This window comes from Pseudarthrobacter sp. SSS035, assembly GCF_023273875.1.
Lineage (GTDB): Bacteria > Actinomycetota > Actinomycetes > Actinomycetales > Micrococcaceae > Arthrobacter.
The window spans coordinates 3,464,640-3,488,324 of record NZ_CP096882.1; the positions used below are offsets into that span (position 1 = coordinate 3,464,640).

At 65.2% G+C, this 23,685-nt stretch carries 23 protein-coding genes and 1 tRNA gene; 15 read left to right on the top strand and 9 right to left on the bottom strand.

Annotation, left to right across the window (positions count from 1 at the left end; translation table 11 throughout):
* The first annotated feature begins 74 nt into the window (after nt 1-74).
* The 3 genes from MUN23_RS16030 (at nt 75) to MUN23_RS16040 (ending at nt 2,858) form a co-directional block, all read left to right on the top strand.
* The gene (locus MUN23_RS16030) at nt 75-980 is read left to right on the top strand and encodes a hypothetical protein (protein ID WP_248764109.1); all 906 of its coding nucleotides are present in this window, start codon (nt 75-77) and stop codon (nt 978-980) included.
* 138 nt (nt 981-1,118) lie between these two features.
* Nucleotides 1,119-1,191 (top strand) — tRNA-Ala (locus MUN23_RS16035).
* A 71-nt stretch (nt 1,192-1,262) separates the two neighbouring features.
* Complete coding sequence (locus MUN23_RS16040; protein WP_248759693.1) at nt 1,263-2,858, top strand: ABC-F family ATP-binding cassette domain-containing protein; 1,596 nt, start codon at nt 1,263-1,265, stop codon at nt 2,856-2,858.
* Nucleotides 2,859-2,893: 35 nt separating this feature from the next.
* Here the strand turns inward: MUN23_RS16040 and corA are convergent, their stop codons facing one another.
* From corA to MUN23_RS16055, 3 genes are read right to left on the bottom strand one after another with little or no spacing between them, the layout of a single operon-like run.
* Entirely contained in the window at nt 2,894-3,889 is a 996-nt protein-coding gene (gene corA / locus MUN23_RS16045) for a magnesium/cobalt transporter CorA (RefSeq protein WP_248759694.1), read from the bottom strand.
* A gap of 1 nt (nt 3,890) precedes the next feature.
* On the bottom strand, nt 3,891-4,316 hold the full coding sequence (locus MUN23_RS16050) for a DUF1761 domain-containing protein (RefSeq protein ID WP_248759695.1): 426 nt from the start codon (nt 4,314-4,316) through the stop codon (nt 3,891-3,893).
* A gap of 9 nt (nt 4,317-4,325) precedes the next feature.
* Nucleotides 4,326-4,862 (bottom strand): Lrp/AsnC family transcriptional regulator, encoded by a 537-nt coding sequence (locus tag MUN23_RS16055; protein ID WP_248759697.1) that lies wholly within the window; start codon nt 4,860-4,862, stop codon nt 4,326-4,328.
* 167 nt (nt 4,863-5,029) lie between these two features.
* Here MUN23_RS16055 and MUN23_RS16060 point away from each other — a divergent pair, with 167 nt between their 5' ends.
* Nucleotides 5,030-6,274, top strand: a complete 1,245-nt coding sequence (locus MUN23_RS16060) for an MFS transporter (RefSeq protein WP_248759699.1) — start codon at nt 5,030-5,032, stop codon at nt 6,272-6,274.
* Here MUN23_RS16060 and MUN23_RS16065 read toward each other — a convergent pair.
* Nucleotides 6,271-6,774: an Lrp/AsnC family transcriptional regulator gene (locus MUN23_RS16065; protein ID WP_056344094.1), complete on the bottom strand. Its 504-nt coding sequence runs from the start codon at nt 6,772-6,774 to the stop codon at nt 6,271-6,273. The two genes, MUN23_RS16060 and MUN23_RS16065, sit on opposite strands and share 4 nt — an antisense overlap.
* 121 nt (nt 6,775-6,895) lie before the next feature.
* The gene (locus MUN23_RS16070; RefSeq protein ID WP_248759701.1) at nt 6,896-8,182 is read right to left on the bottom strand and encodes an MFS transporter; all 1,287 of its coding nucleotides are present in this window, start codon (nt 8,180-8,182) and stop codon (nt 6,896-6,898) included.
* 91 nt (nt 8,183-8,273) lie between these two features.
* On the opposite strand from MUN23_RS16070, the gene MUN23_RS16075 reads away from it, so the two are divergent.
* Nucleotides 8,274-9,260 (top strand): LysR substrate-binding domain-containing protein, encoded by a 987-nt coding sequence (locus tag MUN23_RS16075; protein WP_248759702.1) that lies wholly within the window; start codon nt 8,274-8,276, stop codon nt 9,258-9,260.
* Between the two features lie 78 nt (nt 9,261-9,338).
* Entirely contained in the window at nt 9,339-10,316 is a 978-nt protein-coding gene (locus MUN23_RS16080) for an N-acetylglucosamine kinase (RefSeq protein ID WP_371875925.1), read from the top strand.
* Here MUN23_RS16080 and MUN23_RS16085 read toward each other — a convergent pair.
* Complete coding sequence (locus MUN23_RS16085) at nt 10,302-11,342, bottom strand: pirin family protein (RefSeq protein ID WP_248759704.1); 1,041 nt, start codon at nt 11,340-11,342, stop codon at nt 10,302-10,304. The genes MUN23_RS16080 and MUN23_RS16085 overlap by 15 nt on opposite strands.
* 230 nt (nt 11,343-11,572) lie before the next feature.
* Here MUN23_RS16085 and MUN23_RS16090 point away from each other — a divergent pair, with 230 nt between their 5' ends.
* The 6 genes from MUN23_RS16090 to MUN23_RS16115 all read left to right on the top strand — a co-directional run bounded on the left by MUN23_RS16090 (nt 11,573) and on the right by MUN23_RS16115 (nt 17,338).
* The gene (locus MUN23_RS16090) at nt 11,573-12,673 is read left to right on the top strand and encodes an ABC transporter ATP-binding protein (protein WP_305886567.1); all 1,101 of its coding nucleotides are present in this window, start codon (nt 11,573-11,575) and stop codon (nt 12,671-12,673) included.
* Nucleotides 12,673-13,383 (top strand): ABC transporter permease, encoded by a 711-nt coding sequence (locus MUN23_RS16095; protein WP_248759707.1) that lies wholly within the window; start codon nt 12,673-12,675, stop codon nt 13,381-13,383. The genes MUN23_RS16090 and MUN23_RS16095 overlap by 1 nt, the downstream gene beginning before the upstream one ends.
* Complete coding sequence (locus tag MUN23_RS16100; RefSeq protein ID WP_248759708.1) at nt 13,383-14,129, top strand: ABC transporter permease; 747 nt, start codon at nt 13,383-13,385, stop codon at nt 14,127-14,129. Before MUN23_RS16095 ends, MUN23_RS16100 begins: the two co-directional genes overlap by 1 nt.
* Nucleotides 14,126-15,079: an ABC transporter substrate-binding protein gene (locus MUN23_RS16105; RefSeq protein WP_248759709.1), complete on the top strand. Its 954-nt coding sequence runs from the start codon at nt 14,126-14,128 to the stop codon at nt 15,077-15,079. The genes MUN23_RS16100 and MUN23_RS16105 overlap by 4 nt, the downstream gene beginning before the upstream one ends.
* 134 nt (nt 15,080-15,213) lie before the next feature.
* Nucleotides 15,214-16,434 carry a pyridoxal phosphate-dependent aminotransferase gene (locus MUN23_RS16110; RefSeq protein WP_058931824.1) on the top strand — a complete coding sequence of 407 codons (1,221 nt, stop codon included), beginning with the start codon at nt 15,214-15,216 and terminating at the stop codon, nt 16,432-16,434.
* A 49-nt stretch (nt 16,435-16,483) separates the two neighbouring features.
* Nucleotides 16,484-17,338, top strand: a complete 855-nt coding sequence (locus MUN23_RS16115; RefSeq protein ID WP_248759710.1) for a polyphosphate kinase 2 family protein — start codon at nt 16,484-16,486, stop codon at nt 17,336-17,338.
* A 133-nt stretch (nt 17,339-17,471) separates the two neighbouring features.
* Here MUN23_RS16115 and MUN23_RS16120 read toward each other — a convergent pair whose 3' ends face one another.
* Together MUN23_RS16120 and xseA are read right to left on the bottom strand one after the other, a co-directional pair.
* Entirely contained in the window at nt 17,472-17,690 is a 219-nt protein-coding gene (locus MUN23_RS16120; RefSeq protein ID WP_058931826.1) for an exodeoxyribonuclease VII small subunit, read from the bottom strand.
* Entirely contained in the window at nt 17,671-18,996 is a 1,326-nt protein-coding gene (xseA, locus tag MUN23_RS16125; RefSeq protein WP_248759711.1) for an exodeoxyribonuclease VII large subunit, read from the bottom strand. Before xseA ends, MUN23_RS16120 begins: the two co-directional genes overlap by 20 nt.
* A 203-nt stretch (nt 18,997-19,199) precedes the next feature.
* On the opposite strand from xseA, the gene MUN23_RS16130 reads away from it, so the two are divergent.
* Both MUN23_RS16130 and MUN23_RS16135 read left to right on the top strand, forming a co-directional pair.
* Nucleotides 19,200-20,051, top strand: a complete 852-nt coding sequence (locus MUN23_RS16130) for a hypothetical protein (RefSeq protein ID WP_248759712.1) — start codon at nt 19,200-19,202, stop codon at nt 20,049-20,051.
* A gap of 9 nt (nt 20,052-20,060) precedes the next feature.
* Nucleotides 20,061-21,140 (top strand): 4-hydroxy-3-methylbut-2-enyl diphosphate reductase, encoded by a 1,080-nt coding sequence (locus MUN23_RS16135; protein ID WP_248759714.1) that lies wholly within the window; start codon nt 20,061-20,063, stop codon nt 21,138-21,140.
* 16 nt (nt 21,141-21,156) lie between these two features.
* Here the strand turns inward: MUN23_RS16135 and MUN23_RS16140 are convergent, their stop codons facing one another.
* Nucleotides 21,157-22,365, bottom strand: a complete 1,209-nt coding sequence (locus MUN23_RS16140; protein WP_248759716.1) for a DNA recombination protein RmuC — start codon at nt 22,363-22,365, stop codon at nt 21,157-21,159.
* Nucleotides 22,366-22,495: 130 nt separating this feature from the next.
* Here MUN23_RS16140 and ychF point away from each other — a divergent pair, with 130 nt between their 5' ends.
* Nucleotides 22,496-23,581: a redox-regulated ATPase YchF gene (gene ychF / locus MUN23_RS16145; protein WP_248759718.1), complete on the top strand. Its 1,086-nt coding sequence runs from the start codon at nt 22,496-22,498 to the stop codon at nt 23,579-23,581.
* Nucleotides 23,582-23,685 lie beyond the last annotated feature (104 nt).

Below are 23,685 nucleotides of genomic sequence, written 5' to 3' on the forward strand. Positions count from 1 at the left end.
ACCGTGGCTAATGCGGGGGCGGCTGCCCTAATGCTCATACGGTTTTGATTGTGGACTTCCCCCTAAGCAGCTCAGTGATCCTTGTGGTTGCCGTTGTGCTCTGGATCGTATGGGTTGCGCCCTACGTTCTGCGGAACCGCCGGCACCAGGCCCAGGCCGCTGGCGACTTCCTTTCGGAAGTGCCAGCCATTGAATCATCGGACCCGAGAGCCGGGACGGTATTGAACATCGCCGCCCAGCAGGAGAAAGCCATGGAGATCAGGAAGAGCCCCGAAACCGCCACGGAAACGTCCCGCAATGCGACGACGCGCGGTACGTTCCGGATCCGCTATGGCAGGACAGGGATCGCCCTCGTTGGTGTCCTGGCGTTGCTGACCGCGTTTGTTTCGGGTGTTCTCCTGCCGTTCGGAATCGGAAGCGCCCTGCTGCCGGTCACCGGCCTTGCAGTTACGGTTGCGTCTGTGGCCCTGCTCCGCTCCCTGGCAGTTCGGGACCGCAAAGCAAAGGTGAACGCCGCGTTCCGCTCAGCGATGAGTGCCCCCGTGCGGCGTCAGGGATCTATCGCCACGGACACCGCGGCGCGTCCGGCAGCCCGGCTGGAAAGCCGGCTCTTTGATGCAGAGGCCCACCAGCCCAAGCCGAAGCCTAAGCCCCTTACCGCGATGGAGCTCCGGGAAGCCGCACTGGCTGTTGCGGTAGCCGCCGGAGATGCCAGCGCCGCCGCCGCTTCGCTGGCGCCGGCCGTCACAACCTGGGAACCGGTGGACGTGCCAAGGCCGGTGTACGTTGAGGCTGCCAAGGCCGAGCGTCCGGCGCCCCAGCCGCTTGACCTTCCCGAGGCGCCCAAAGCCGTCGGTAAGCCGTCCCTGAAGCAGGGCGTTCCCGCAGCCGCGCCCGGCGCGCCCGCCGCCAAACCCCTCACCAAGGCGCAGAGCGCCCTGAGCAACCTCGACGACGTCCTGCAGCGCCGCCGCGCCTGATACCTCACCGGGTTCGCCCGAAGCAGACCCAACCGCCCATCAGTCCGGGCGCGGAGTGTCAATTCGCAATGCGGGACGAAAATTTGTAGCCTAAGGTCACCGGTACCGCCGTTCCTTCCCAGGGACCCAGACTGTTCCGGGGCTATAGCTCAGTTGGTAGAGCGCTTCGTTCGCATCGAAGAGGTCAGGAGTTCGAATCTCCTTAGCTCCACACATCATCTGTCTGGCCAGAACTGTGTTTCGCAGGCCCGCAGCTAGCTAGCACTGGATTGGACACCATCAATGAGTTTGATCCGGCTGAACGACGTCAACGTGAGCTTTGACAAAACCCAGGTTCTCCGCGAAGCCTTTTTCAAGCTTGAAGCCGGGGACAGGGTCGGCCTGATCGGCAAGAACGGTTCGGGCAAGTCCACCATCCTGAAGCTGATCCAGGGCCAGGTGGCTCCTGATTCCGGGACCGTCGCCGTCGAGCTCGGAACCAAGGCCGCCTACTTCTCCCAGTTCTCGGAGCTGAACGGCGAATCCACCATCGCGGAGGTCCTGGACGGGCTGTTCGCCCATGTGAAGGAGATCGAAGCCGAGCTCGCAGGCATCGACGCGGCCATCGCCGCCGACTCCTCGGACGCAGCACGGCTGGATGAACTGATCCACCGCCAGTCCGAACTCTTTGAGGCGATGGACAGGCTGGATGGCTGGGACTACCAGCGCAGCATCGACAAAGTGCTCACCACCCTCGGCTTCAGCGACCACCACCGCACCTGCGCCATCGATGAACTCTCCGGCGGCTGGCGGAACCGGGCAGCGCTGGCAAAGATCCTGCTGGAAGCCCCGGATGTCCTCCTGCTTGATGAACCCACCAACTACCTTGACGTGGCCGGCGTCGAATGGCTGGAAGGCTGGTTCCGGACCTTCAAAGGCGCTGCGATCATCGTCTCGCACGACCGGAAGTTCCTGGACTCCGTTGTCACCCGGATCATCGAAGTGGAGAACTTCCACCTCCACGAATACCCGGGCAACTTCGCCGAATACGTGGTGGCGAAGCAGTTCAAGCTCAAGAGCCTGGAGAGCCAGTTCGTTCACGAGTCCGAGCTGCTGGCCTTCGAGGCCGAAGGCATCTCCGACCGGCGGGAAGCGGCCAAGGCGGCAGGCAAGGGACTGGCAAACCAGCTGGCCAGGATCAAGAAGTCCCGGGCGCCCCGGCCCGTGGACCAGATCATCACGGAGATATACGGCGGCCTGTACGTCAAGGATGTCCTGTGCCGGGTGGAGTCCCTGAGCAAGGCCTACGGCGGCCGGACGCTGTTCAGCGGCCTCAGTTTCGAGATCGGGCGCGGTAACCGCATCGCCGTCGTCGGATCCAACGGCAGCGGCAAGACCACGTTGCTCAGGGCGCTCACCGGCGAAGAGCCGGCCGATTCTGGCAGCGTGGCCTGGGCCAAGGGCGCCGGAATGGTCTCCTACAACCAGGTGCTGGAGGAACTGGACGACGACGACACGGTCACCCATGCGGTCAACGCGATGCCTGACAGCCTGGCCCTGACTGCGACGAAGAAGTCGGTGAACAGGTTCCTTGCCATGTTCCAGTTCTCCGAAGCTGATCTGAAGCAGAAGATCGGCAACCTCTCAGGCGGCCAGCGTGCCCGCGTGGCCATGGCCCAATGCCTGCTCTCGGGTGCTTCGGTGCTGCTGCTGGATGAGCCCACCAACCACCTGGACCTCTCCAGCACCCAGGTTATGGAGCGTGCCCTGCTGCATTTCCCGGGAGCAGTGGTGGTGGTCAGCCACGACCGCTTCTTCACCGACAAGATTGCCAACCGCCGGCTGGTATTCAGCGCTGCAGACTCAGGTCACGGGAGTGTGGAACTCCACGTCGCCTGAGGCCCGGCGGAGCCCGGGGGCCCGCGGCCGCGGGCCTACAGCCAGCCTTTCCTCTTGAAAATGGCGTACATCAGGCCTGCGGTGCCCGCCATCAGCGCGATAGCCATCGGGTAGCCAATGACCCAGTGGAGTTCGGGCATGTGGTCGAAGTTCATTCCGTAGACCCCTGCTACGAAGGACGGTGCAAAGAAGATCGCCGCCCAGGAGGAGATCTTCTTCACCTGTTCGTTCTGTTTGGCGCTGGCCTCATTCTGCCGGTTGGCGGTCAGCGTTCCGTCCAGCGTGAGGGCGTTCTGCAACAGATCACGGAATGAATCGGCGCGCGAGATGACCCGCTCCACATGGTCCTCCACGTCCCGCAGGCTGTGCTGCAGTTCAGAGTCCACGCCGTACTTTTCAAAGCCACGCTTGAGCTGCTGCATCATGTCCGGCAGGGGATGGATGGCGCGCTGGAACTGGATGACTTCGCGGGCCAGTTCATAGATGCGGCGGGAGACGGTGCTGTCCCCGCTGAAGAGCTGGTCCTCGATCTCGTCAATGTCGTTTTCCAGCCCGGCCACTACCGGTGCGTAGTCGTCCACCACCAGGTCCAGCAGCGCGTAGAGAACGGCTTCCGGGCCGTGCCGGAGCAGGTCGGGTCGGCCTTCCAGGCGCCGCCTGACCCGGGCAACGCCGGCCATTTCGGCGTGGCGGATGGTGACCACAAAATTCCGGCCGGTGAAGATGTGCAGCTCGCCGAACTCCACGGTCTCGGTGGCGTCCAGGTACCGCGCCGGGCGGAGCACCGTAAAGAGGTTGTCCTCGTAGCGTTCAAGCTTGGGCCGCTGGTGCGCCGAGATGGCGTCCTCCACCGCCAGGGCGTGCAGCCCGAATTCGGTGGCAACGGCCGTCATTTCCGCCGCCGTGGGCCGGTACAACCCGATCCAGGCCATGCCCCCGTGCTCGGCGAGGGTTTCGAAAGTCTGTTCCAGGCTCTCGGGTTCCGCGCTGCGTACGCCGTCCACGTAGACGGCATTGTCGATGATGGTCACGTCAGGACATTGCCCCGATGATCGCACCGGCCACCGTCATGGCGAGCAGATCGTGTCCGGAATCGATCAGGGTGACCGTCGTCGGCCGGCCGGCGAAGCCGTTATGGATGACGTGCCCGCCGGCGCGGAACACCAGCGCGAGCACCAGGGCGAACCCGCCGCCCGCCGCGGCGTTGTCCAGGCCCAGTTTGCTGATCAGGACGGCCAGCAGGACGGCGGTCAGGGCAGCGGTGAACATCATGGGAACCCAGATTCCCGCGCCGCCGCTGATGTTCTTGAGGTCCTCTTCAGTCTTTCCGATGGCGGCCATCCACCGCTTACCCAGCACGGCCGGCAGGTACCAGACGAAGCCGATGGCCATGCTCGAAATGAAGGCCAGCGCCACGGCGAACCAGTTGATCTGTGAAATATGCGAAAGCCAATCCATGCTCGAATCCTAACTGCCTTCGGCGGGCCCGCCGCCGCGCCCGGTCAATTGCTTGGGCCGTGTTGGGGTACCGGGCACGGCCTGTGCGAGGCGCCTGATCAGGGGTTCGGTCCGGTAAGGAATATGGGTGTGGAGAGCCAGGACAGTTTCGGTCCGGATGACGCCCTTGATGCGGAGGATCTGGCGGAGGGCGGACTGCAGGTTGTGCGTATCGGTGGCCACCACACGGCACCACACGTCACCTCGCCCCGAGATCTCATGGACTTCCAGGACCTGGGGGAGCAGCCGGAGGGCGCCCACGACTCCGTCCAGCTCCCGGTGTGTCACTTCGATCGTGACGAAGGCGACGACGTCGTACCCCACGGCCTCGAGGTCGATCTCGCGGCCGCCGTCGTGCAGCACCCCGGCCCGGAGCAGGCGCCGGACCCGCGACTGCGCTGTGTTGCGCGCAATCCCCAGCGCCTCGGCCAACTCGCCGATCTGGATGCGGGGATCGTGGATGAGTTCGAGCAGGATCTTCAGGTCAGTGGGGTCAAGGGTAGGCAAACTGTCACTTTCAGTTATTGGACATACCGGAATTTGCGGATTTTGATCAAGTATTCCACTAACAAACGTCGAATCAGTCAGCAATGAAGCATTCTTTAGGTATCAATTTCCCCCGGGGCGGCCTCCCACAAGGACCTCCCTCCCCGGTCGACGCCAAGGCAGCGCCAATGACAGTCTTCAATGAACTCCGCATGCGTCCGGCCACCGCCGGGCGCCAGGGCTGGGATGCATCCACCACCGCACGGCTGGTGATGGCCGGCGCCGTCATCTTCACCTTGTTGGTCGGTGCGAACCTGGCCACGCCCCTGTATACGCTGCTCCAGGCAAACCTTGGCCTCTCGGCACTTGGCGTCACGGCGGCCTTTGCCAGCTATGTCCTGGCCCTGGTGGCAACGCTGATGCTGGCCGGGCACTGGTCGGACCACATCGGCCGGCGGGCGGCGCTCATCCTGGCTGTACTCGCCGGACTGGCGGGCAGCTGGGTCTTCTCGCAGGCCGAAAACCTGGTGGCGCTCTCTGCCGGACGGGCCCTTCAGGGTGTGGCCGTTGCCCTGGCCACGGGTGCCAGCGCCGCCGCACTGCGGGAACTGCTCCCGACCCGGCCGGAGTGGGCCACCCGTTTCACCCTGCTGGCGACGGCGGGAGGCGTGGCAGCCGGTCCCGTCATCGGCGGCCTGCTGTCGCTGCTGCCCGGGCCCACCACGGCCCCGTACTATGTTCACTCGCTCGTCCTGGCGGCAATGCTCGTGCCGCTGTACCTGCTTCAGGCCCGGCCGGCCATCAAGCCTCCGGTCGGCCGGCGGCCCGTCCTGGTCCTGGCTCCCCGCCGGCCTTCGGTATCCACCGAGGCGAGGGGCGCTTTCTGGCTTGCGGCCGCCGTCGGCTTCCTCAGCTTCTCCGTCTTTGGATTTTGCCTGTCGCTGGCACCGGCCTACTTCGCCCCGATCCTTCAGACCGATTCACGGCCGTTGATCGGCGCCCTGGCCGGGATGACGCTCGCCGCCTCCGCGCTGAGCCAGGTGCTGTCCGTGCGGGGCCGCTTTGTGGTGCCCGCGGGCCTGGCGGTCCTGGGCGCCTCGGTGCTGCTCCTGGCTGCCGCGGCCGCCTGGAGCAGTCCGCTGCTGCTCGCCGCCGCCAGCGTCTGCGCGGGGCTGGGCCAGGGGGTCGCCTTCCGGACGGTTTTTAATGATGTGGCCGCCAAGGTGGAATCGTCACAGCACGCCCAGGTCATCAGCACCGTTTATGTCATCACGTACCTGGGCAGCGCCGTGCCGGTCATCGGGCTGGGCTGGGCCACCGCGGTGTTCGGGCTGCCGACGGCGGTCGCGGGCTTCGTGGTGCTGTGCAGCGCCGCCGCACTGGCGCTGTCCGCCGTCACGCTTCGGACGGCCCTGCAGCGGCGGACAGCCTAGTCCGGCAGCGGGCCGTGGTTCCCCTGGATGTGCTCAAAGACGAGGGTGGTCTCGGTGTGGCCCACCACGGGGTCGGTGGCGAGATTGTCCAGGACCCAGTCCCGCAGGTCCTCGGTGCTGGCAACGGCGATGTGCAGCAGGTAATCCACGGAGCCTGACGTGTGGAAAGTGGAGAGGACCGCGGGCAGGTGCGGAACACGGGCTGTAAAGCGGTCGATCTGGTCTCTGTCGTGGGCCCGCAACCGGACTGCCACAAGCGCCTGGACGGACCTGCCGATGGCCGAGAGGCTGAGCTTCGCCTCAAATCCTTGGACAATGCCACGTTCGGACAAAGCGCGGGTCCGCATGAGCGCGGTGGACGGTGCAATGCCCACAAGTTCTGCCAACTGCTTGTTGGAGATCCGTGCATCGTCCACCAAGGCGGCCAGAAGCCGTTCATCAATGGCATCCAGCGGCTCAAAGTGGCTGGCCGGCCGGATGCTTTTTGGGTTGCTGCTCATGGAATCTCCTTGAATGTCCGTCAGTTCATCCTAGACGCCGGATTCCTGTTGATCACCCCGGAACGCAACCTTCCCTGCCGAACAATCGCCAGACACACGTGCCATTTAATGGCGGATAGTTCTACGGCCGCGCGGCTTCCGCCTGCCCTTGTGTGGCGGCCCGTGCGGTTTCGTCGTTCCCCCGGGGATGTACGACGGCGACTGTCACCGCCGTGATGCACGCCAGGGCCATGATTGCCACGGCAAGCGCCGTCCAGCCCAGGGACTGGAAGACCAGTCCGCCCGCCCAGCCGATGACGCTCGAGCCCAGGTAATACGCCAGGTTGTAGAGCGAGGATGCCTGGGCGCGGCCGGTGGTGGCGATGCTTGCGGTCCAGCCTGCGCCGATGCTGTGGGCGGCGAAGAAGCCGCCGGTGAAGATCACCAGGCCGGCAAGGATCAGGGCGAGCAGCTGCGTAAGCGTCAGCGCCAGCCCGGCCACCATCAGGACAATGCCGGCTAGCAGCACATTCCTGCGGCCAAACCTGGCCGTCAACCCGCCGGCCCAGCGGGAAGAGAACGTTCCGGAAAGGTACGCCAGGAAGATCAGGCTGATCAGGGTGGCAGGCAGCGTGAACGGCTCAGCGGACAGCCGGAAGCCGAGGTAGTTGTAGACGGCCACAAACCCGCCCATCATCAGGAAGGCCTGGATGTAGAGCGCCAGTAGGCGGGGATTGTGCACATGGCCGCCGAGCGTCGCCATGGCACCGCGCAGCCCGGCGGCTTTGGCGGCGGTGAATCCCTTCGCCTGCGGTACCAGAACCAGGAAGAGTACCGCGGCCACTGTTGCCAGGAGGGAAACGGCCAGTGCGGCTGTGCGCCAGCCCCACAGCTCACCTGCCGGGCCTGCCACGAGCCGGCCGGCCAGCCCGCCCAGCGTTGTTCCGGCAACGTAGCTGCCTGCGGCCATGGCCGCATGCGCCCTGTTCACTTCCTCGTTCAGGTAGGCGATGGCGATGGCCGGGATCCCGCCCAGCGCCATGCCTTCCAGCAGCCGCAAGGCAAGCAGGGCGCCGAAAGTGGGGGCGAGCGGTACCAGCAAGCCCAGGATAGTGGCGGCGGAGATGCCCCAAGCCATGGCCTTGACCCTGCCGATCCTGTCCGCGAGGAAGGACCACGGAATGACGGTGATGGCCAGGCCCACGGTGGCCAGCGAAATGGTCAACGCGGCCTCTGCCGCAGTGACCTTCAGGTCTGCCGCCAGGAGCGGCAAGACCGCCTGGGTGGAGTAGAGCTGGGCGAACGTTGCCACGCCTGCGAAGGCCAGGCCGGCCAGAATCTTGTTGTAGGCAGCGGAGCCTTTGGGATGTCCCGCCCAGTGATCCTGCGCTGGACTGAAGGTTCCGGGGGCTGCGGCATTCTGTGGCATAGCTCAAGGGTAGGCCGCTCAAATATATGCTTCCAATGCATCTTTTGGCTACGATTGATATCAAGAATGCAACGTTTGAAGGGCGGAGCCCATGCACACGGACCACAAACAGCTGGTGAAGCTCCTGCCGCTGCTCCCCATCCTGGCTGAACTGGGCCGGACCCAGCACGTCACCGAAACGGCTGAGCTCCTGGGAGTACCCCAGTCAACGGTGAGCCGGGCGCTGTCCCGGGCCAGCGCCGTCGTCGGAACAGAATTGCTGATCCGGGACGGGCGGGGCATCCGCCTCACAGCGGCCGCCCGGACGCTGCTGCCGTACATCGAGTCGGCCCTGACCGAATTCCAGGCCGGACTGGACCTGGTCCGGCACGAGTCGGACGTGGTGCGGGGGAAGGTGTCGCTGTCCTTTCAGCACACGTTCGGGGAGGCCACCTTGCCCCTGCTCATCAGTGCCTTCCGCAGCCGCCACCCGGAGGCCGGCTTCATCCTCAGCCAGGGGGCGCGGGACACCTGCCTGGCGGAACTCGCCTCCGGCCAGGCGGACCTGGCACTGACAGCCCCAGTTCCGGCGGCAAGCAGCACCATCTTGTCGGCGTCGCTCTACCGTGAGCCCCTCCGGTTGGTGGTTCACCACGGGCACCCGCTGGCCGGACGGGACACCGTCAGGATCCAGGACATCCGCCGGGACCCCTTCGTCGCGCTGGAGCCGGGGTACGGCATGCGGTCACTGACGGATGCCTTGTTCCGCGAGGCAGGCTTCCGGCCGCGGATCGCCTTCGAAAGCCAGGACACCCACACCGCCCGCGGGTTGGTCGCCGCGGGACTTGGCGTCAGCATCCTGCCGCCCGGCGGCAATGCCCCGGGGCGCCACATCAGCCCGGAAACCGGCAACCTGGGCTGGGTTGAACTTGCCCTGGAGTCGGGCCTGGCGTTCCGCGAAATCGGGCTGGGCTGGCGCAGCCGGAAACCCGGCCCCGACGCCGAGCCCGATCCTGTCCGCTTCTTCCGGGAGATGGTCCTGCAGGAGGGCCCGCTATTGCTGGCGGGCCTCGTGGCCGCCCGTTCAGGCAGGGGATAGGCGGCGCGGTGTTGGGACACGACGGCGTCCCGCGGCGTGGCAGCGATTCGCCGCCATCGTTTCAGTAGGCTGGGGGACGTGACTGACAGCGAACACCCCCAGACCACAACTTCCGGACACCACCCGCTGGGCGGCGCCGCGTCCCCGGCCGCCCCGGGTCCCCTCGCGGGGGTCATCATCGGCCTGGACATCGGCGGCACGAAAACCCGCGGCGTCAGGTTTGAGGACGGGGTTGCCGTGGCCGACGAGTCCGCCGGCAGTTCCAACGTCCAGAACGTCAGCCGCGAGCAGGCTGCACTGAACCTCGCGGATCTCTTCTCCCGGATCGGCGGCGGCCAGGTGGCCCAGGTGTATGCCGGGGCCGGTGGCATTGACACCGACGACGACGCCGCAGCCCTTGCAGCGCTGATCGAACCCCATGTTCCGGGAGCCAAAGTCACTGTGGTCCACGATTCACGGCTGCTGCTGGCCGCGGGCGGCGCCAGTAGCGGTGTGGCCGTGATCGCGGGAACCGGCTCTGCGGCCTGGGGACGGAATGCCGCTGGCGACGAGGCCCGGGCCGGCGGCTGGGGCTACCTGCTTGGGGATGAAGGCAGCGGCTACTGGCTCGGCCGTGAGGCGGTCCGGCACAGCCTGAGCAGGATGAACCAGGGACTCCCGGCGGACGAGCTGACTGCTGCGCTGATTGCCGCGTGCGGAGTGGACCACCCCAACAGGCTGATTGCGCTCTTCCATTCCCCGGACACCGGCCGCCGGTACTGGGCCCAGCAGGCACGCCTGGTGGTGGACGCGGCAGCGGCGGGCCACACGGTCAGCCAGGAGCTGCTGGACCAGGCCGGCAAGGATCTTGCCGGCCTGGCTGCGCAGGCCCTGCGGAAGCTTGGAATTGACGGCCCGGTAATTCTCGGCAGCGGACTGGGCATGAACGTGATTCCGCTGCAGGACTCTTTCCGGAGCCACCTGGCCGCCGCCGGCGTCTCCGATGTCCGTGTCCTGGACCAAGACCCTGTGTTTGGCGTCCTGAAGCTGGTCTCGGAAGCGTCAGGGGCCCACTGACCGCTTCCGGGGTGTCAGCCTGACGGCCGGCATGATGGGGGCGGGGATGCGTCCGGCTTCGGCGCCCGCATCCGGGCCGTGCCCTTCAACCAGCCCGTAGCGGGCTCCGCGGGCAGCAGCGTCAGGCAGTGCGGCCTGGGCTTCCCAGTCCGCACGGGCCTGCTCCACTTCGTCGTGCGTGCGGCCCACGAAGTTCCACCACATCAGCAGTTCCTCCTGGAACGGCTCCCCGCCGATCAGGAGGAACCGTGTGCCGGGCCGGGCCTGGAACTCCAGCGTCGTACGTCCCGCGCCCAGGTAGCCCAGCGGCCCGGGCGGGACCTCCTGCCCGTCCAGCGTCAGCCCGCCGTCGAGCACCAGGACGGCATGCTCAAAGTGAGCGTTCAGCGGCAGGACGGCCCGGCCGTCGCAGGAGATGTCTGCTCCGACGATGGGGGAGTACATCGTGGCCGGTGACACCGCCCCGGCGAATTCGCCCACCATCACCGTCGCAGTGAAACCTTGCCCGGTCACGGAGGGCAGTTCCCGGTGCTGCTCGAACGCGGGCTCGCGGCGGCGTTCCGAGTCCGGCAATGCTACCCAGAGCTGCAGGCCGCGCTGCACGGGCAGCGGCGCGCCGGCGTCGGGACCCGCATCGGAATCTGGCAGGACGGCGAACTCGGAGTGGGACACCCCGTGCCCGGCGGTCATGATGTTCAGCTCACCTGGCCGGACCACAACATCGCTGCCCACGCTGTCCCGGTGCCGGATGTTCCCCGCAAGCGGCCAGGTGACCGTCTGCAGCCCCGTGTGCGGGTGGGGGAGTACGGACATGGCGATGCGGTCCGGGCCGAAACTGTCCAGGAAGCACCAGGCGCCGATAGTGGGCAGGCCGCGCTGCGGGAGTGTGCGCCGGACGTTCATGGCCCGCACGCCGCCCAGCGGAACCTCCCGTTCAGGCCAGAGCTGCAGGCACGGGCCGGACGTCCCCTCAGGGCCTGCGGGCGGACAAAGTTCCTGTTGCGGAGCCACTTCCAAGTTGGTCACAGTCCAACTCTAGGCGCCGGCAGAGCCGGGCGTAAGCGCAGCACGGGCACCTTGTGATCGAAGGACCCATCCGCGGGCGGCTGTTCAACGAATGGTTACAGTAGGGATTCTCTTGCCCGGATTGCCTCCGGATCCGGTTACGCTGTGAACGGATTGCGTTACCGTAAATATCAGTGAGCTTATGACCCAAAACTGTCCGATGCCGTCCAACAGAACAGGTAAGTCCGGGAATGGACCAAGCCATGATCGAGTTCCAGAGCGTCACCAAGCAGTATCAGGGCGGACAGCCCGCTGTGGACCAGCTCACCATGTCCATCGACAGGGGCTCCATCACCGTTTTTGTAGGGCCGTCCGGCTGCGGCAAGACCACCTCGCTGCGGATGATCAACCGCATGGTGGAACCGACCTCCGGCGTGATCACCGTGGACGGGCGGGACGTGACCTCGGTTCCTGCGGCGGAGCTGAGACGGTCCATGGGCTACGTCATGCAGTCCTCCGGTCTGATGCCGCACCGTTCCGTGCTGGACAACATCGCCACCGTGCCCCGGCTCAACGGCGTTTCCAAGGCTGAGGCTCGCAAGCGCGCCATGGAACTGCTCGACGTCGTCGGGCTGGCTTCCGCGCTCGGGAAACGGTACCCCTCCCAGCTCTCGGGCGGCCAGCAGCAGCGCGTCGGTGTGGCCCGGGCGCTCGCCGCCGATCCGCCAGTCCTGCTGATGGACGAACCGTTCAGCGCCGTTGACCCCGTGGTGCGTGACGAACTGCAGCAGGAACTCCTGAGGCTGCAGAAGGACCTCGCAAAAACCATCGTTTTCGTCACCCACGATATCGACGAGGCAACCATTCTCGGCGACAAGGTGGCCGTTTTCGCCGTAGGCGGCCGGCTGGCCCAGTACGCCACCCCTGAGGAAATCCTCAGGGCACCGGCCAATGATTTTGTGGCGTCCTTCGTGGGGCGGGACCGTGGCTTCCGCCACCTCGGGTTCACCACGTCCGACGCCGTGACCATCCACCCGGTGCCCACGCTCGTGATGAGTGCCGGCCAGTTCGCCGGCGATCCCGCTGCGGTGACCGACTGGCAGCTCGTGGTGGATCCGGACCTGCGCCCCTTGGGCTGGGCGAGGCCGGGGACGGACTCAGAGCTCATTCCCGGCGGGTCACTCTTCCGCCCCGGCGAGACGCTTCGGCGGGCGCTGGACTCGGCCCTTTCGTCCCCGTCCGGCCAAGGTGTGGTGGTGGACGGCGACGGCAAGGTCCTGGGGACCGTCAGGGCACAGGAAGTCCTCGGTGTCATTGAGGAAGCCCGCCAGGAACGGCAGGCTGCGCTCTGATGGAGTGGTTCCTGGCAAACAGCGGCATGGTCATGGGACTGGCAGGCCAGCACCTGGTCCTGGCCCTCATCCCGATGGTCCTGGGGCTGGTTATTTCCATTCCGCTGGCGCAGTTGGCGCGGACCCACCCGGCGCTTCGGTCGGTGGTGGTGACCGCCAGTTCATTGCTGTACACCGTCCCGTCGCTGGCGCTGTTCATCATCCTGCCCTCGATTCTCGGAACCCGGATCCTGGACCCCCTCAACGTCATTGTGGCCCTGACCATCTATGCGGTGGCGCTGCTGGTCCGGGCCGCCCTGGATGCCTTTGACTCCGTGGAGGAGGATCTCCGGCAGGCTGCGATCGCCATGGGGTACAAGCCATGGCTCCGCTTTGTCCAGATCGACTTGCCGCTCTCCCTTCCGGTGATGTTCGCCGGGCTGCGGGTGGTCTCCGTCAGCAACATCTCCCTGGTGAGCGTCGCGGCACTCCTGGGGGTGGGGAACCTGGGCATGCTGTTTACGGACGGACTGCAACGGAACTTCGTTACGGAAGTGGTGGTGGGAATCATCGCCATCCTGGTGCTCGCGCTGTTGATGGATGCTGTACTGGTCGTCCTGGAAAGGCTGCTGACGCCGTGGACCCGCGCCTCGGGCGCCTCAGCAAAGACTGAAAACGAGCCGGGGGCAGGGTTCATGTCCGAATACCAGGTCCATGCGGGAGCCGGCTGATGAGCAACGTCTTTACAGACACCCTCGCCTGGATTGCCGATCCCCTGCACTGGACCGGCAGTTCCGGCATCCCCGTCCGGCTCCTGGAGCACCTCCAGTACAGCGGGCTGGTCCTCGTCATTGCCGCTGCCATCGCTGTTCCGGCAGGGCTCTACATCGGGCACACGGGCCGAGGGCGCGTGGTGGCCGTCGCGGTGGCAGGTGCGCTGCGGGCTCTGCCCACACTGGGCCTGCTGGTCCTCTTCGCCCTCCTGGCGGGCAGCAGCCTGATGCCGCCGGTGTGGGCACTGGTCATCCTGACCGTGCCGCCGCTCCTTGCCGGTACGTACGCGGGTATTTCGAGTGTGGACAGGTCCGTGGTGGATGCGGCCCGGGCCATGGGTATGACCGAACTTCAGATCCTGTTCAAGGTTGAGCTGCCCAACGGACTGCAGGTTATGTTCGGCGGCGTCCGAACCGCCGTGCTGCAGGTCATCGCCACGGTTTCCGTGGTTGCGTACCTGCCTTTGGGCGGTCTGGGCCGCTACCTATTTGATGGCCTGGCGCTGCAGGACTTCCCGCGGATGCTTGCCGGCTCCTTGCTGATTGCAGGCCTGGCCATCGCTGTTGACCTCATCCTGGCCGCGGTGCAAAGAGCCCTTCTTTCGCCCGGCCTCAAAACCGATCTGCACGGTGGCCAAAAGGCCGCCGCTGATCTCCCAGCTGCCGCGCCTGCGCCAGCTGCTCTTCAAGGAGGTACCCCATGAAAGACAACACCAGGACAACCCTTACCCGCCGGGGACTGGCTGGCATGGCTGCCGGCGTCGGCCTGGCCGTCGCGCTGACGGCCTGCGGCGGAAGTGATCCGTTGAAGACCCCCAGCACCAGCGCCGGAAGCGCCGGCGGCGGCTCCTTGGTGGTCGGCTCGGCTGACTTCCCGGAGAGCCAGATCGTCGCTGAGATCTATGCCGGCGCGCTGACTGCGGCAGGGGTCACCGCAACCACCAAGCCGAACATCGGTGCCCGCGAAATCTACTTCAAAGCGGTCCAGGACGGCTCGGTTGACCTTGTCCCGGATTATTCCGGCAACCTGCTCTCGCACGTGGATCCTGAAGCTGCCGAGGTCTCGGCCGACGACATCTACAAGGCCCTGCCGGGGAAGCTCCCCGAAGGACTGGCAGTCCTGGAAGCATCCAAGGCCGAGTCCAAGGACGCCATGGTGGTCACCAAGGCCACCCAGGAGAAGTACCAGCTGAAGTCCATTGAGGACCTCGCCAAGGTCTGCAAGGACCTGACCATGGCGGCGCCGGCCACGTTCGAAACCCGTGCCTATGGCCTGCCCGGACTCAAAGCAAACTACGGCTGCGAACTCAAGTCACTGAAGCCCTTCAGCGACGGCGGCGGCAACCTGACCCTGCAGGCACTGCTGACCGACGACGTCCAGGTGGCTGACATCTACACCACCACACCGTCCATCGCGGACAACGACCTGGTGGTGCTGGAGGATCCCAAGAACAACTTCAAGGCCCAGCAGGTCCTGCCGCTCTACAACAAGGCAAAGATGACCGACAAGGCCAAGGACGCGCTGAACGCCGTATCGAAGATCCTGACCACTGATGACCTGGTCAACCTCAATCGCGCAGTCAGCGGCAGCCAGAAGCAAAATGCCAAAGACGCCGCCGCCACCTGGCTCAAGGACAAGGGCATCGTCAAGTAACACCTGACTCCACAACGCAATCACGACGGCGGCTGCCGGACCCACACGGGTCGGCAGCCGCCGTCGTCCGCTCTCTACACGTCTGTGTCTGAGGTCTCAACGGAAGAACATCCGTCATATGGCATATTTGATGGATGGCAGAATTCAAGCAGTCCACCAAGCTTCACAACGTCCTTTACGACATCCGTGGACCGATTCTTCAGGCCGCCCAGCAGATGGAGGCGGAGGGTCACCGGATCCTCAAACTGAACATCGGAAACCCTGCGCCGTTTGGATTTGAAGCCCCGGACGCGATCCTGGTGGACATGATCCGCCATCTGCCCCATGCCCAGGGTTACAGCGACTCCCGGGGCATCTTCTCGGCCCGGACCGCGGTTTCCCAGTACTACCAGACCCGCGGCATCCAGAACATCCATGTGGACGATATCTACCTGGGCAACGGCGTTAGCGAACTGATCACCATGTCCCTCATGGCGCTCCTCAACGACGGCGACGAGGTGCTGATCCCCACACCTGACTACCCGCTGTGGACCGCTTCCGTTGCCCTGGCGAGCGGGAAGCCCGTGCACTACCTCTGCGATGAGGAATCAGGGTGGCAGCCGGACCTTGAGGATCTTGAAGCCAAGATCACGCCGCGCACCAAGGGCATCGTGGTGATCAACCCCAACAACCCCACGGGCGCGGTCTATCCGGAAGAGACGCTGAAGAAGATCGTTGCGCTGGCCGAGAAGCACGGCCTGATCCTTTTCGCCGATGAAATCTACGAAAAGATCCTGTACGAGGACGCCGTGCACATCAATATGGCCGCGCTGACGGGCGACGACGTCCTTTGCCTCACGTTCAGTGGGCTGTCCAAGGCCTACCGCGTCTGCGGCTACCGTGCAGGCTGGATGGCCATCTCCGGCCCCAAGAAGGATGCCTCCGATTATCTGGAGGGCATCAGCCTCCTGGCCAACATGCGCCTCTGTGCCAACGTGCCCGCCCAGCACGCCATCCAGACCGCGCTCGGCGGCTACCAGAGCATCAACGACCTCATCCTCCCCGGCGGCAGGCTGCTGGAACAGCGGAACAAGGCCTACGACATGCTCAACGCCATCCCTGGTGTGAGCACGCAGCAGGCCCGTGGCGCGCTGTACCTGTTCCCGCGCCTGGATCCGGAGGTCTTCCATATCCGGGATGACGAGAAGTTTGTCCTGGACCTGCTGAAGGAGCAGAAGATCCTGGTGTCCCACGGCCGGGCGTTCAACTGGGTCCGGCCCGACCACTTCCGCATGGTCACGCTGCCGAACGTCAAGGACATTGAAGAAGCGATCGGACGCATGGGGGACTTCCTTAGCCGGTACCAGGGGAACTAGCCTGTGGTGACGCGCCTTTCGGCGCGGTAACTGCGGACAAAGGAATGCCATGGCCGGCTTGGTTGAGTTCAAGCAGCACCCGTCCCAAACGCTGAAGGTAGGGGATGGCTTCGCCCTGGTGGATGTCGACCCGGATTCCACCCCCGGCTACAGCGGCAACAAGGCCGACGGCCAGGCCCTGTTGGCGGACCTCGACGGGAAACTGGCTCGGCTGCAGGAGAGGCTCTTCGCGGAGTCGCGCTTTGGCGGGAGAAAACGGCTTCTGCTGATCCTGCAGGCCATGGACACCGCGGGCAAGGGCGGAATCGTCAACCATGTCATGGCCACCATGGATCCGCAGGGCGTCCAGTTCAAGGCTTTCAAGGCACCCACCGAGGAGGAGAAGTCCTATGACTTCCTCTGGCGGATCGAGAAGGTGGTGCCCGGAGCGGGCATGGTGGGGATCTTCGACCGCTCCCACTATGAGGACGTCCTGATCCACAGAGTCCACAACTGGGCGACGCCCGACGAACTCGAGCGCCGCTACCGGGCCATCAACGAGTTCGAGGCGCGCCAGACCGATGCCGGAACCAAAATCATCAAAGTGATGCTCAACATCAGCAGAGATGAACAGAAGGCACGGCTGCTGGCCAGGTTGGACAACCCCGCCAAGCACTGGAAATACAGCAGCAGTGACCTCAAGGAACGGGCGTTCTGGGGCGACTACATGGGCGCCTACCAGGCTGCCTTCGACGAGACCAACACGGACGCGGCACCCTGGCATGTGGTTCCGGCCAACAAAAAATGGTACGCCAGGATTGCGGTGCAGCAGTTGGTGCTGGGCGCTCTGTCTGACATGAAGCTGGAATGGCCAAAGGCGGAGTTCGACCTCGGTGTGGAACGCGAGCTCGTCGAAAGGTCCTAGGCTGCCGCCCGGCGGGGCCGGTCTGCGCCTCTGTTCACCAACTGGGTAGCAGTCAATGTCGCTTTGAGCATTCAATACGACATGTGCTGCTACTTACATGGGAGCCTTTGGTCAGTGACTGGTCAGTGACTGGTCAGAGCGGCTGGTCGCGGGCGGCAGCGAGCCGCTTGCGGGCGCCCTCCAGCCACTCTTCGCAGCGCTTTGCCAGGGCTTCGCCGCGTTCCCAAAGTGCCAGGGATTCCTCGAGGCTGGCGCCGCCCGCCTCAAGCTTCCCCACCACCTGCACCAGTTGTTCGCGGGCTTCCTCATAGCTCAGTGCTTGGATTTCCGGGTCAGGCTTTGTTTCGGGCATGTGCTTCTCCTTGTTGAAGTTCCCCAGTGGAAGTGGCGCCGAACAGGCCATGGGCCACGCGTACGGACAACGCAGTTCCCGGCGGCGCCTCCGACGGGTCTCGGACCACAGCGTGGCCGGCAGCTTCAGTGGCGCGGGCCGGCCGGCCGTTGGCCAGTTCGACCACGGCATAGCCGCGGTCCAGCGTCTTTTGCGGTGACAGGGCACGGACCTGGGCCTGCAGGTGAACCAGCTGGTCAGCTGCCCGTACCACCGTTGAACTGACAGCGGCCGATGATCTCCGCAGGAGGCGTTCGATTTCCTCCGCTCGTCCGGTGACCATGGCTTCCGGGGTGGCCAGAACAGGCCGGGAATGGAGTGCGGACAACCGGTCCGATTCCCTGTCCACGAGCCTGCCGATGCTCCTGCGCAGGTGCTCCCGTGCCTGGCGCACGCCCGCCAGTTCCTCGGCAACGTCAGGCACGATCCGCTTGGCCGCATCAGTGGGCGTCGACGCGCGCAGGTCCGCCACGTCGTCGAGAAGGGGACGGTCCGCCTCATGTCCGATGGCGCTGACCACCGGGGTGGCCGTGGCCGCGACAGCACGGATCAGTTCCTCGCTGTTGAAAGGCAGCAGGTCCTCCAAGGCTCCGCCGCCCCGGGCGATGACAATGACGTCCACGTCGGGGCGGCTGTCCAGTTCCTGCAGGGCGCGGATTATTTGCGAGACCGCGGTGTTGCCCTGGACCGCCACTTCCCGGATCTCGAATTCAACTGCGGGCCAGCGCAGTGCCGCGTTTTGGACGACGTCTTTTTTGGCGTCGGAGTCCCGTCCGGTAATCAGGCCGATACGGTGCGGGAGCAGCGGCAGTGGTTTCTTCCGTGAATCGGCAAACAGCCCCTCGGCGGAGAGGGCCTGGCGCAACCGTTCGATCCGCGCCAGCAGGTCGCCAAGCCCTACAGGCCTGATGTCCCGAACCTGCATGTTGAGCCGCCCGGTCTTCAGCCAGAACTCCGGCTTGAGCAAGGCCACCACGCGGGAGCCACGCTCCAGGGGCATGTTCTGCCGGTCCAGAACCTTGGTCCAGACCGACGCCGGCAGGGAAACTTCGGCGTCCACGTCCCGGAGGGTGAGGTACGCGTTACCCCCGCGGCGGTTCATTTCGATGACCTGGCCTTCGACCCATGCGGACGGGGTGCGATCGATATGGGCCTTGAGTTTCTGGGACAGCAACTGCAGCGGCCATGGATTGTCCGGGCTGGTCTCGGCGGCCGTGGCAGGCAACGTGGTGGCAGCTGTGCCCGGCAGCGCAGCCTGTTCAGACATGTCCGCCGCCCCGGGAAACTGTGGGTGGCGGCATGGTGGTCCTTTGTTCGGCTGGTAGCGGTTCGTGCTTGGATGGCGGCCGCCGGTGAGCTGGCGGTTGCCATTCAACCTTATCCATAAGCTGTATCACCCGAGACTGACATTCTTTGTCCAGACACCAGCCCTATGATGGCTGTGCTGCCGCCAACCCGTGAGGACCCGTTTTGCGCACCTTCGTTTCAGCCATCGCCGTCGTCGTGGGCGTTTTGCTGTCCGCCCTGGCCGTACCAGCCATCTGGCTTGACCGTAACGTGGTTCAGGAGGATGGCTTTGTGGCCCTGGCCGCTCCCCTGGGGCAGGACACAGAATTCCAGCAGCGGCTCGCCGCGGCCGCTGTGGGCACCATCGATACAGGGGCCATCCCGGACGCCCTGGCAGGTCTGGTCACGCCGGTGCTTGAGGCGGCTGCCGGTTCCCTCACAGCCTTGCCCGGCTACCCGGCGGCCTGGGAGGAGACGCTGCGGAAGAGCCACCGGCTTAGCTTCGCCGCACCCGCGTCAGTTCCTGCCGAACCTGACTCCCCGTCGTCGCTCACCTTGGACGTGGCACCCCTGGTGGCGCTGGCGACGGAGGAGCTCGCGCGTACCACCGGGCTCCCGCTGACTGCGCCGGAGCAGACGCTGGTCAACGTTGGAGAGCCTGGGCAACGCCAAATGGTCGAGAGGGTGTCCGCCTACGCGCCGCTCGGGTACTCCCTTGCCATTGGAGCGGGAATCGCCTTTGCGCTGGCTCTGGTTTCCGCCCGCCGCCGCTGGTCGGTCGTGTTCGCTGTGGGACTTGCGGCGCTGGCGCTGGCTGGCCTGTGGTCCGCCGGCTCACAGCTTGCCAAGGATGCCGTGGCGGCGACGGCGAGCGGCAACGGGCTTGCGGACATGTTCAAGGATGCGTTTGTGGCGGCCGCTTCCAACAGCTTCCAATCCTGGATCGGTGGTGCCGCGATAACCGGCGCTGTGCTGGTCGCTGCCGCCGTTGTGATCCGGATCGCTTCGCCGGGGCGGCGGGCCCCCACCCGGTAGCATGGAGGGATGACTTCCTCAGCTGTGTCCCTCTCGATGCCAACTGTCCCGCGCAGGCGGCGCTCGCCCGAGGAGGTAGCCGCCGCGGCTCCGGTGACCGGTCCCAAAAAGGTGCTCCTGGCTGCGCCCCGCGGCTATTGCGCCGGTGTGGACCGAGCCGTGATCGCCGTCGAGAAGGCCTTGGAACACTACGGTCCGCCGGTTTACGTCCGGAAGCAGATCGTGCACAACGTCCACGTGGTGAGCTCGCTGGAGGCCCAGGGGGCCATCTTCGTCGACGAGACGGACGAGGTCCCAGAGGGCGCCCTGGTGATCTTTTCCGCCCACGGGGTATCCCCGGCCGTCGTCCAGTCAGCCGAAGACCGCGGGCTGCGCACCATTGACGCCACCTGCCCGTTGGTGACAAAGGTTCATAAGGAAGCCGTGAGGTTCGCCAAGGACGACTTCGACATCCTGCTGATCGGCCACGACGGTCACGAAGAAGTTGAGGGCACCGCCGGCGAAGCGCCGGAACACATCCAGATCATTAACGGTCCCCATGAAGTGGACAAGGTAACCGTCAGGGATCCGGAAAAGGTCATCTGGCTGTCCCAGACCACCCTCAGCGTGGACGAGACCATGGAAACGGTCCGCCTGCTGAAGGATCGGTTCCCCACCCTGCAGGATCCGCCCAGCGACGACATCTGCTACGCCACCACCAACCGTCAGGTGGCCATCAAGAAGATCTCCCCCCAGGCTGACCTTGTCATTGTCGTGGGATCGGCCAACTCCTCGAACTCGGTCCGCCTGGTGGAAGTCGCGCTGGAGTACGGTGCCAAGGCCTCCTACCGTGTGGACTTCGCCAACGAAGTGGACGAGGCGTGGTTTGAAGGCGTGGCAACAGTCGGAGTCACATCAGGGGCTTCTGTGCCGGAGATCCTCGTCACGGACGTCCTGCGACTGCTGGCCGACTACGGCTATGGCTCCGTGGAAGAAGTTGTCACGGCCGAAGAAGACCTGCTTTTCTCGTTGCCTAAGGAACTCCGCGCAACCCTGAAGGAAGCCGGAGACGTCAGCCGGGCGCTCGGCGGCCGCCGCTCCCGCGACTGACCAGTCTCAGGCAACGTCAGGCGGCCGCTTCGTCCTGCTGAAACTCCGGGGCCGCCAGCGAACGCGGCGTGACATCGAGTGCCGGCGGAGTGAGCAGCCCGGATTCATCCATGGCATTGAGCTTCCGTGCGGTAGGCAGGATCCGCGCTTCCAGGGTGCCGATCAGGGCGTTGTACCGGTCCACCGAGGACTTCAGGGACGAACCCAGCTTGCCCACGTTTTCGCCGAGCGTTCCCATGCGTTCGTACAGCTGGCGGGCGAGGTCGAACAGTTCCCGCGCACTGTCCGTCAGCACGTCCTGGCGCCACGTGAAAGCCACCGATTTGAGCACTGCGAGCAGCGTACTCGGCGAGGCAAGAACCACATTCCTGGAAAGCGCGTGGTCCAACAGCGTCGCATCGGCGGTCAGGGCGGCGGCCAGGATGGATTCTGCCGGCAGGAAGCAGATCACCAGCTCGGGGGAGTTCCCGGGGATGTCCCAGTACTTCTTGTTGCTGAGCGAGTCCACGTGGGCCCGCAGCGCCTTGGCGTGGGCGGCCAGCAGGGATTGCTGGCCGCCGGGATTCCCGGTTGTACCCGTTTCCTGACGCGCACCCAGCTCCTGGGCCTCCAGGTAGGAGGACAACGGCACCTTGGCGTCCACCACCAGCTGCTTCTGGCCCGGCAGCTGGACCACGAGGTCGGGACGGACCGCTGAATCGGCCCCGGCGCTGTGGACCTGCTCCAGGAAATCCACATGCTTGAGCATGCCCGATGCCTCAACCACGCGGCGCAGTTGAACTTCGCCCCACTGTCCACGAGCACTGTTGGAGCGCAACGCTGACTCGAGGGCGTGCGTGGACCGGATCAGCTGGGCATCGGAAAGCCTGGCTTCCTGAAGTTGTTGCGCCAGCTGGCCGTACTGCTCCAGGCGGTCGCGTTCCAGCAGTGCCACCTGCTGCTGCACCGCGGTCAGCTTTTCCGCCACGGGGGCGAGTGCCCGGAGGACGCTCCCGTCCTGGTTGCGGGACTCGCCGAGTTCCCGGTTCTGCATCGAGAGCAGGCGGCGCTCCGCGTCCGCGGCGGCGAACTGGGCGCTGACCTCGGAAAGCCGCGACGAGACGGCGTCGAAGTCGTCCTCCAGGGCACGACTGTGCCGGCGGAGGGAAAAGTAGGTGGCGGCGGCGCCGGCGACGGCTCCCACCAGCAGCATCAACAGGGCAAGAATCAGGGCTAAAGCATCCATATCCTCACTGTGGCATGCCCCTGTGACAATTTACGGAACCGACATATTCGGCCAGGCGTTCCACCATGTGCCGACACTGCGGGGGACCGCCTGGGGCCCATGTGTCCGGCAACCGGTAGAATCAATGCTCGTGGCTCTTACTATTGGCATCGTCGGACTGCCCAACGTCGGCAAATCAACTCTTTTCAACGCACTGACCCGGAACCAGGTGCTGGCTGCGAACTATCCGTTCGCTACCATCGAACCCAATGTCGGCGTCGTGAACTTGCCGGATCCCCGGCTCCAGCAGCTCGCTGACATCTTTGGCTCGCAGCGCCTGCTGCCCGCTCCGGTGTCCTTCGTGGACATCGCCGGCATCGTGAAGGGTGCCTCGGAGGGCGAAGGCCTGGGCAACAAGTTCCTTGCCAACATCCGTGAGGCCGAGGCCATCGCCCAGGTCGTCCGGGTGTTTGATGATCCCGACGTCATCCACGTCGACGGCAAAGTGGATCCCCGCTCGGACATGGAAACCATCAATACCGAGCTGATCCTGGCTGACCTTCAGACCATCGAAAATGCCATTCCCCGGATCGAAAAAGAAGTCAAGATCAAGAAGCGGGAAGCCGCCGAACTGGCAGCCATCAAGGCTGCGCAGGCGGTCCTGGAACGCGGGGACACCGTCTTCTCCTCGATCAAGAGCGACAAGCTGGAGATGGAGCACCTCAAGGAGCTCAGCCTCCTGACCGCGAAGCCGTTCATCTACGTCTTCAACTCCGACGAAGGCATCCTGGGCAGCCCGGAGAAGCAGGACGAACTGCGGGCCATGGTGGCCCCGGCGGACGCCATCTTCCTGGACGCGAAGCTCGAATCCGACCTCGTGGAGCTGGACGAGGAAGAAGCGCGCGAAATGCTGGAAATGAACGGACAGGACGAGTCCGGCCTCGACCAGCTGGCACGCGTCGGCTTCCACACCCTGGGCCTCCAGACCTACCTCACGGCCGGTCCGAAGGAAACACGCGCCTGGACCATCCACCGGGGCGACACCGCGCCGCAGGCAGCAGGCGTCATCCACAGCGACTTCCAGCGTGGCTTCATCAAGGCTGAAGTGGTTTCCTTCCATGACCTCATCGAGGCCGGTTCCATGGCGGAAGCCAAGTCCCGTGGCAAGGTACGCATTGAAGGCAAAGAGTACGTGATGGCTGACGGCGATGTAGTGGAGTTCCGCTTCAACGTCTAGCCCCATCTACGAGAATCGCGCCTTGGCACAGCCTGGGCGCGATTCTCGTGTTGGCACTGACGGTGGGGTACTGGTACATAGTGCTGCCGATCGCGTTAGTCGTT

Excerpts from the sequence above, each read along its gene's own strand:
- MUN23_RS16140 (WP_248759716.1), bottom strand. The coding sequence starts at position 22,365 with ATGGATGCTTTAGCCCTGATTCTTGCCCTGTTGATGCTGCTGGTGGGA.
- MUN23_RS16120 (WP_058931826.1), bottom strand. The coding sequence starts at position 17,690 with ATGCCCGAAACAAAGCCTGACCCGGAAATCCAAGCACTGAGCTATGAG.
- MUN23_RS16110 (WP_058931824.1), top strand. The coding sequence starts at position 15,214 with ATGGCAGAATTCAAGCAGTCCACCAAGCTTCACAACGTCCTTTACGAC.
- MUN23_RS16135 (WP_248759714.1), top strand. The coding sequence starts at position 20,061 with ATGACTTCCTCAGCTGTGTCCCTCTCGATGCCAACTGTCCCGCGCAGG.
- MUN23_RS16100 (WP_248759708.1), top strand. The coding sequence starts at position 13,383 with ATGAGCAACGTCTTTACAGACACCCTCGCCTGGATTGCCGATCCCCTG.
- MUN23_RS16070 (WP_248759701.1), bottom strand. The coding sequence starts at position 8,182 with ATGCCACAGAATGCCGCAGCCCCCGGAACCTTCAGTCCAGCGCAGGAT.
- MUN23_RS16040 (WP_248759693.1), top strand. The coding sequence starts at position 1,263 with ATGAGTTTGATCCGGCTGAACGACGTCAACGTGAGCTTTGACAAAACC.
- MUN23_RS16050 (WP_248759695.1), bottom strand. The coding sequence starts at position 4,316 with ATGGATTGGCTTTCGCATATTTCACAGATCAACTGGTTCGCCGTGGCG.
- MUN23_RS16105 (WP_248759709.1), top strand. The coding sequence starts at position 14,126 with ATGAAAGACAACACCAGGACAACCCTTACCCGCCGGGGACTGGCTGGC.
- xseA (WP_248759711.1), bottom strand. The coding sequence starts at position 18,996 with ATGTCTGAACAGGCTGCGCTGCCGGGCACAGCTGCCACCACGTTGCCT.
- MUN23_RS16060 (WP_248759699.1), top strand. The coding sequence starts at position 5,030 with ATGACAGTCTTCAATGAACTCCGCATGCGTCCGGCCACCGCCGGGCGC.
- MUN23_RS16115 (WP_248759710.1), top strand. The coding sequence starts at position 16,484 with ATGGCCGGCTTGGTTGAGTTCAAGCAGCACCCGTCCCAAACGCTGAAG.
- MUN23_RS16075 (WP_248759702.1), top strand. The coding sequence starts at position 8,274 with ATGCACACGGACCACAAACAGCTGGTGAAGCTCCTGCCGCTGCTCCCC.
- MUN23_RS16095 (WP_248759707.1), top strand. The coding sequence starts at position 12,673 with ATGGAGTGGTTCCTGGCAAACAGCGGCATGGTCATGGGACTGGCAGGC.
- MUN23_RS16090 (WP_305886567.1), top strand. The coding sequence starts at position 11,573 with ATGGACCAAGCCATGATCGAGTTCCAGAGCGTCACCAAGCAGTATCAG.
- MUN23_RS16065 (WP_056344094.1), bottom strand. The coding sequence starts at position 6,774 with ATGAGCAGCAACCCAAAAAGCATCCGGCCGGCCAGCCACTTTGAGCCG.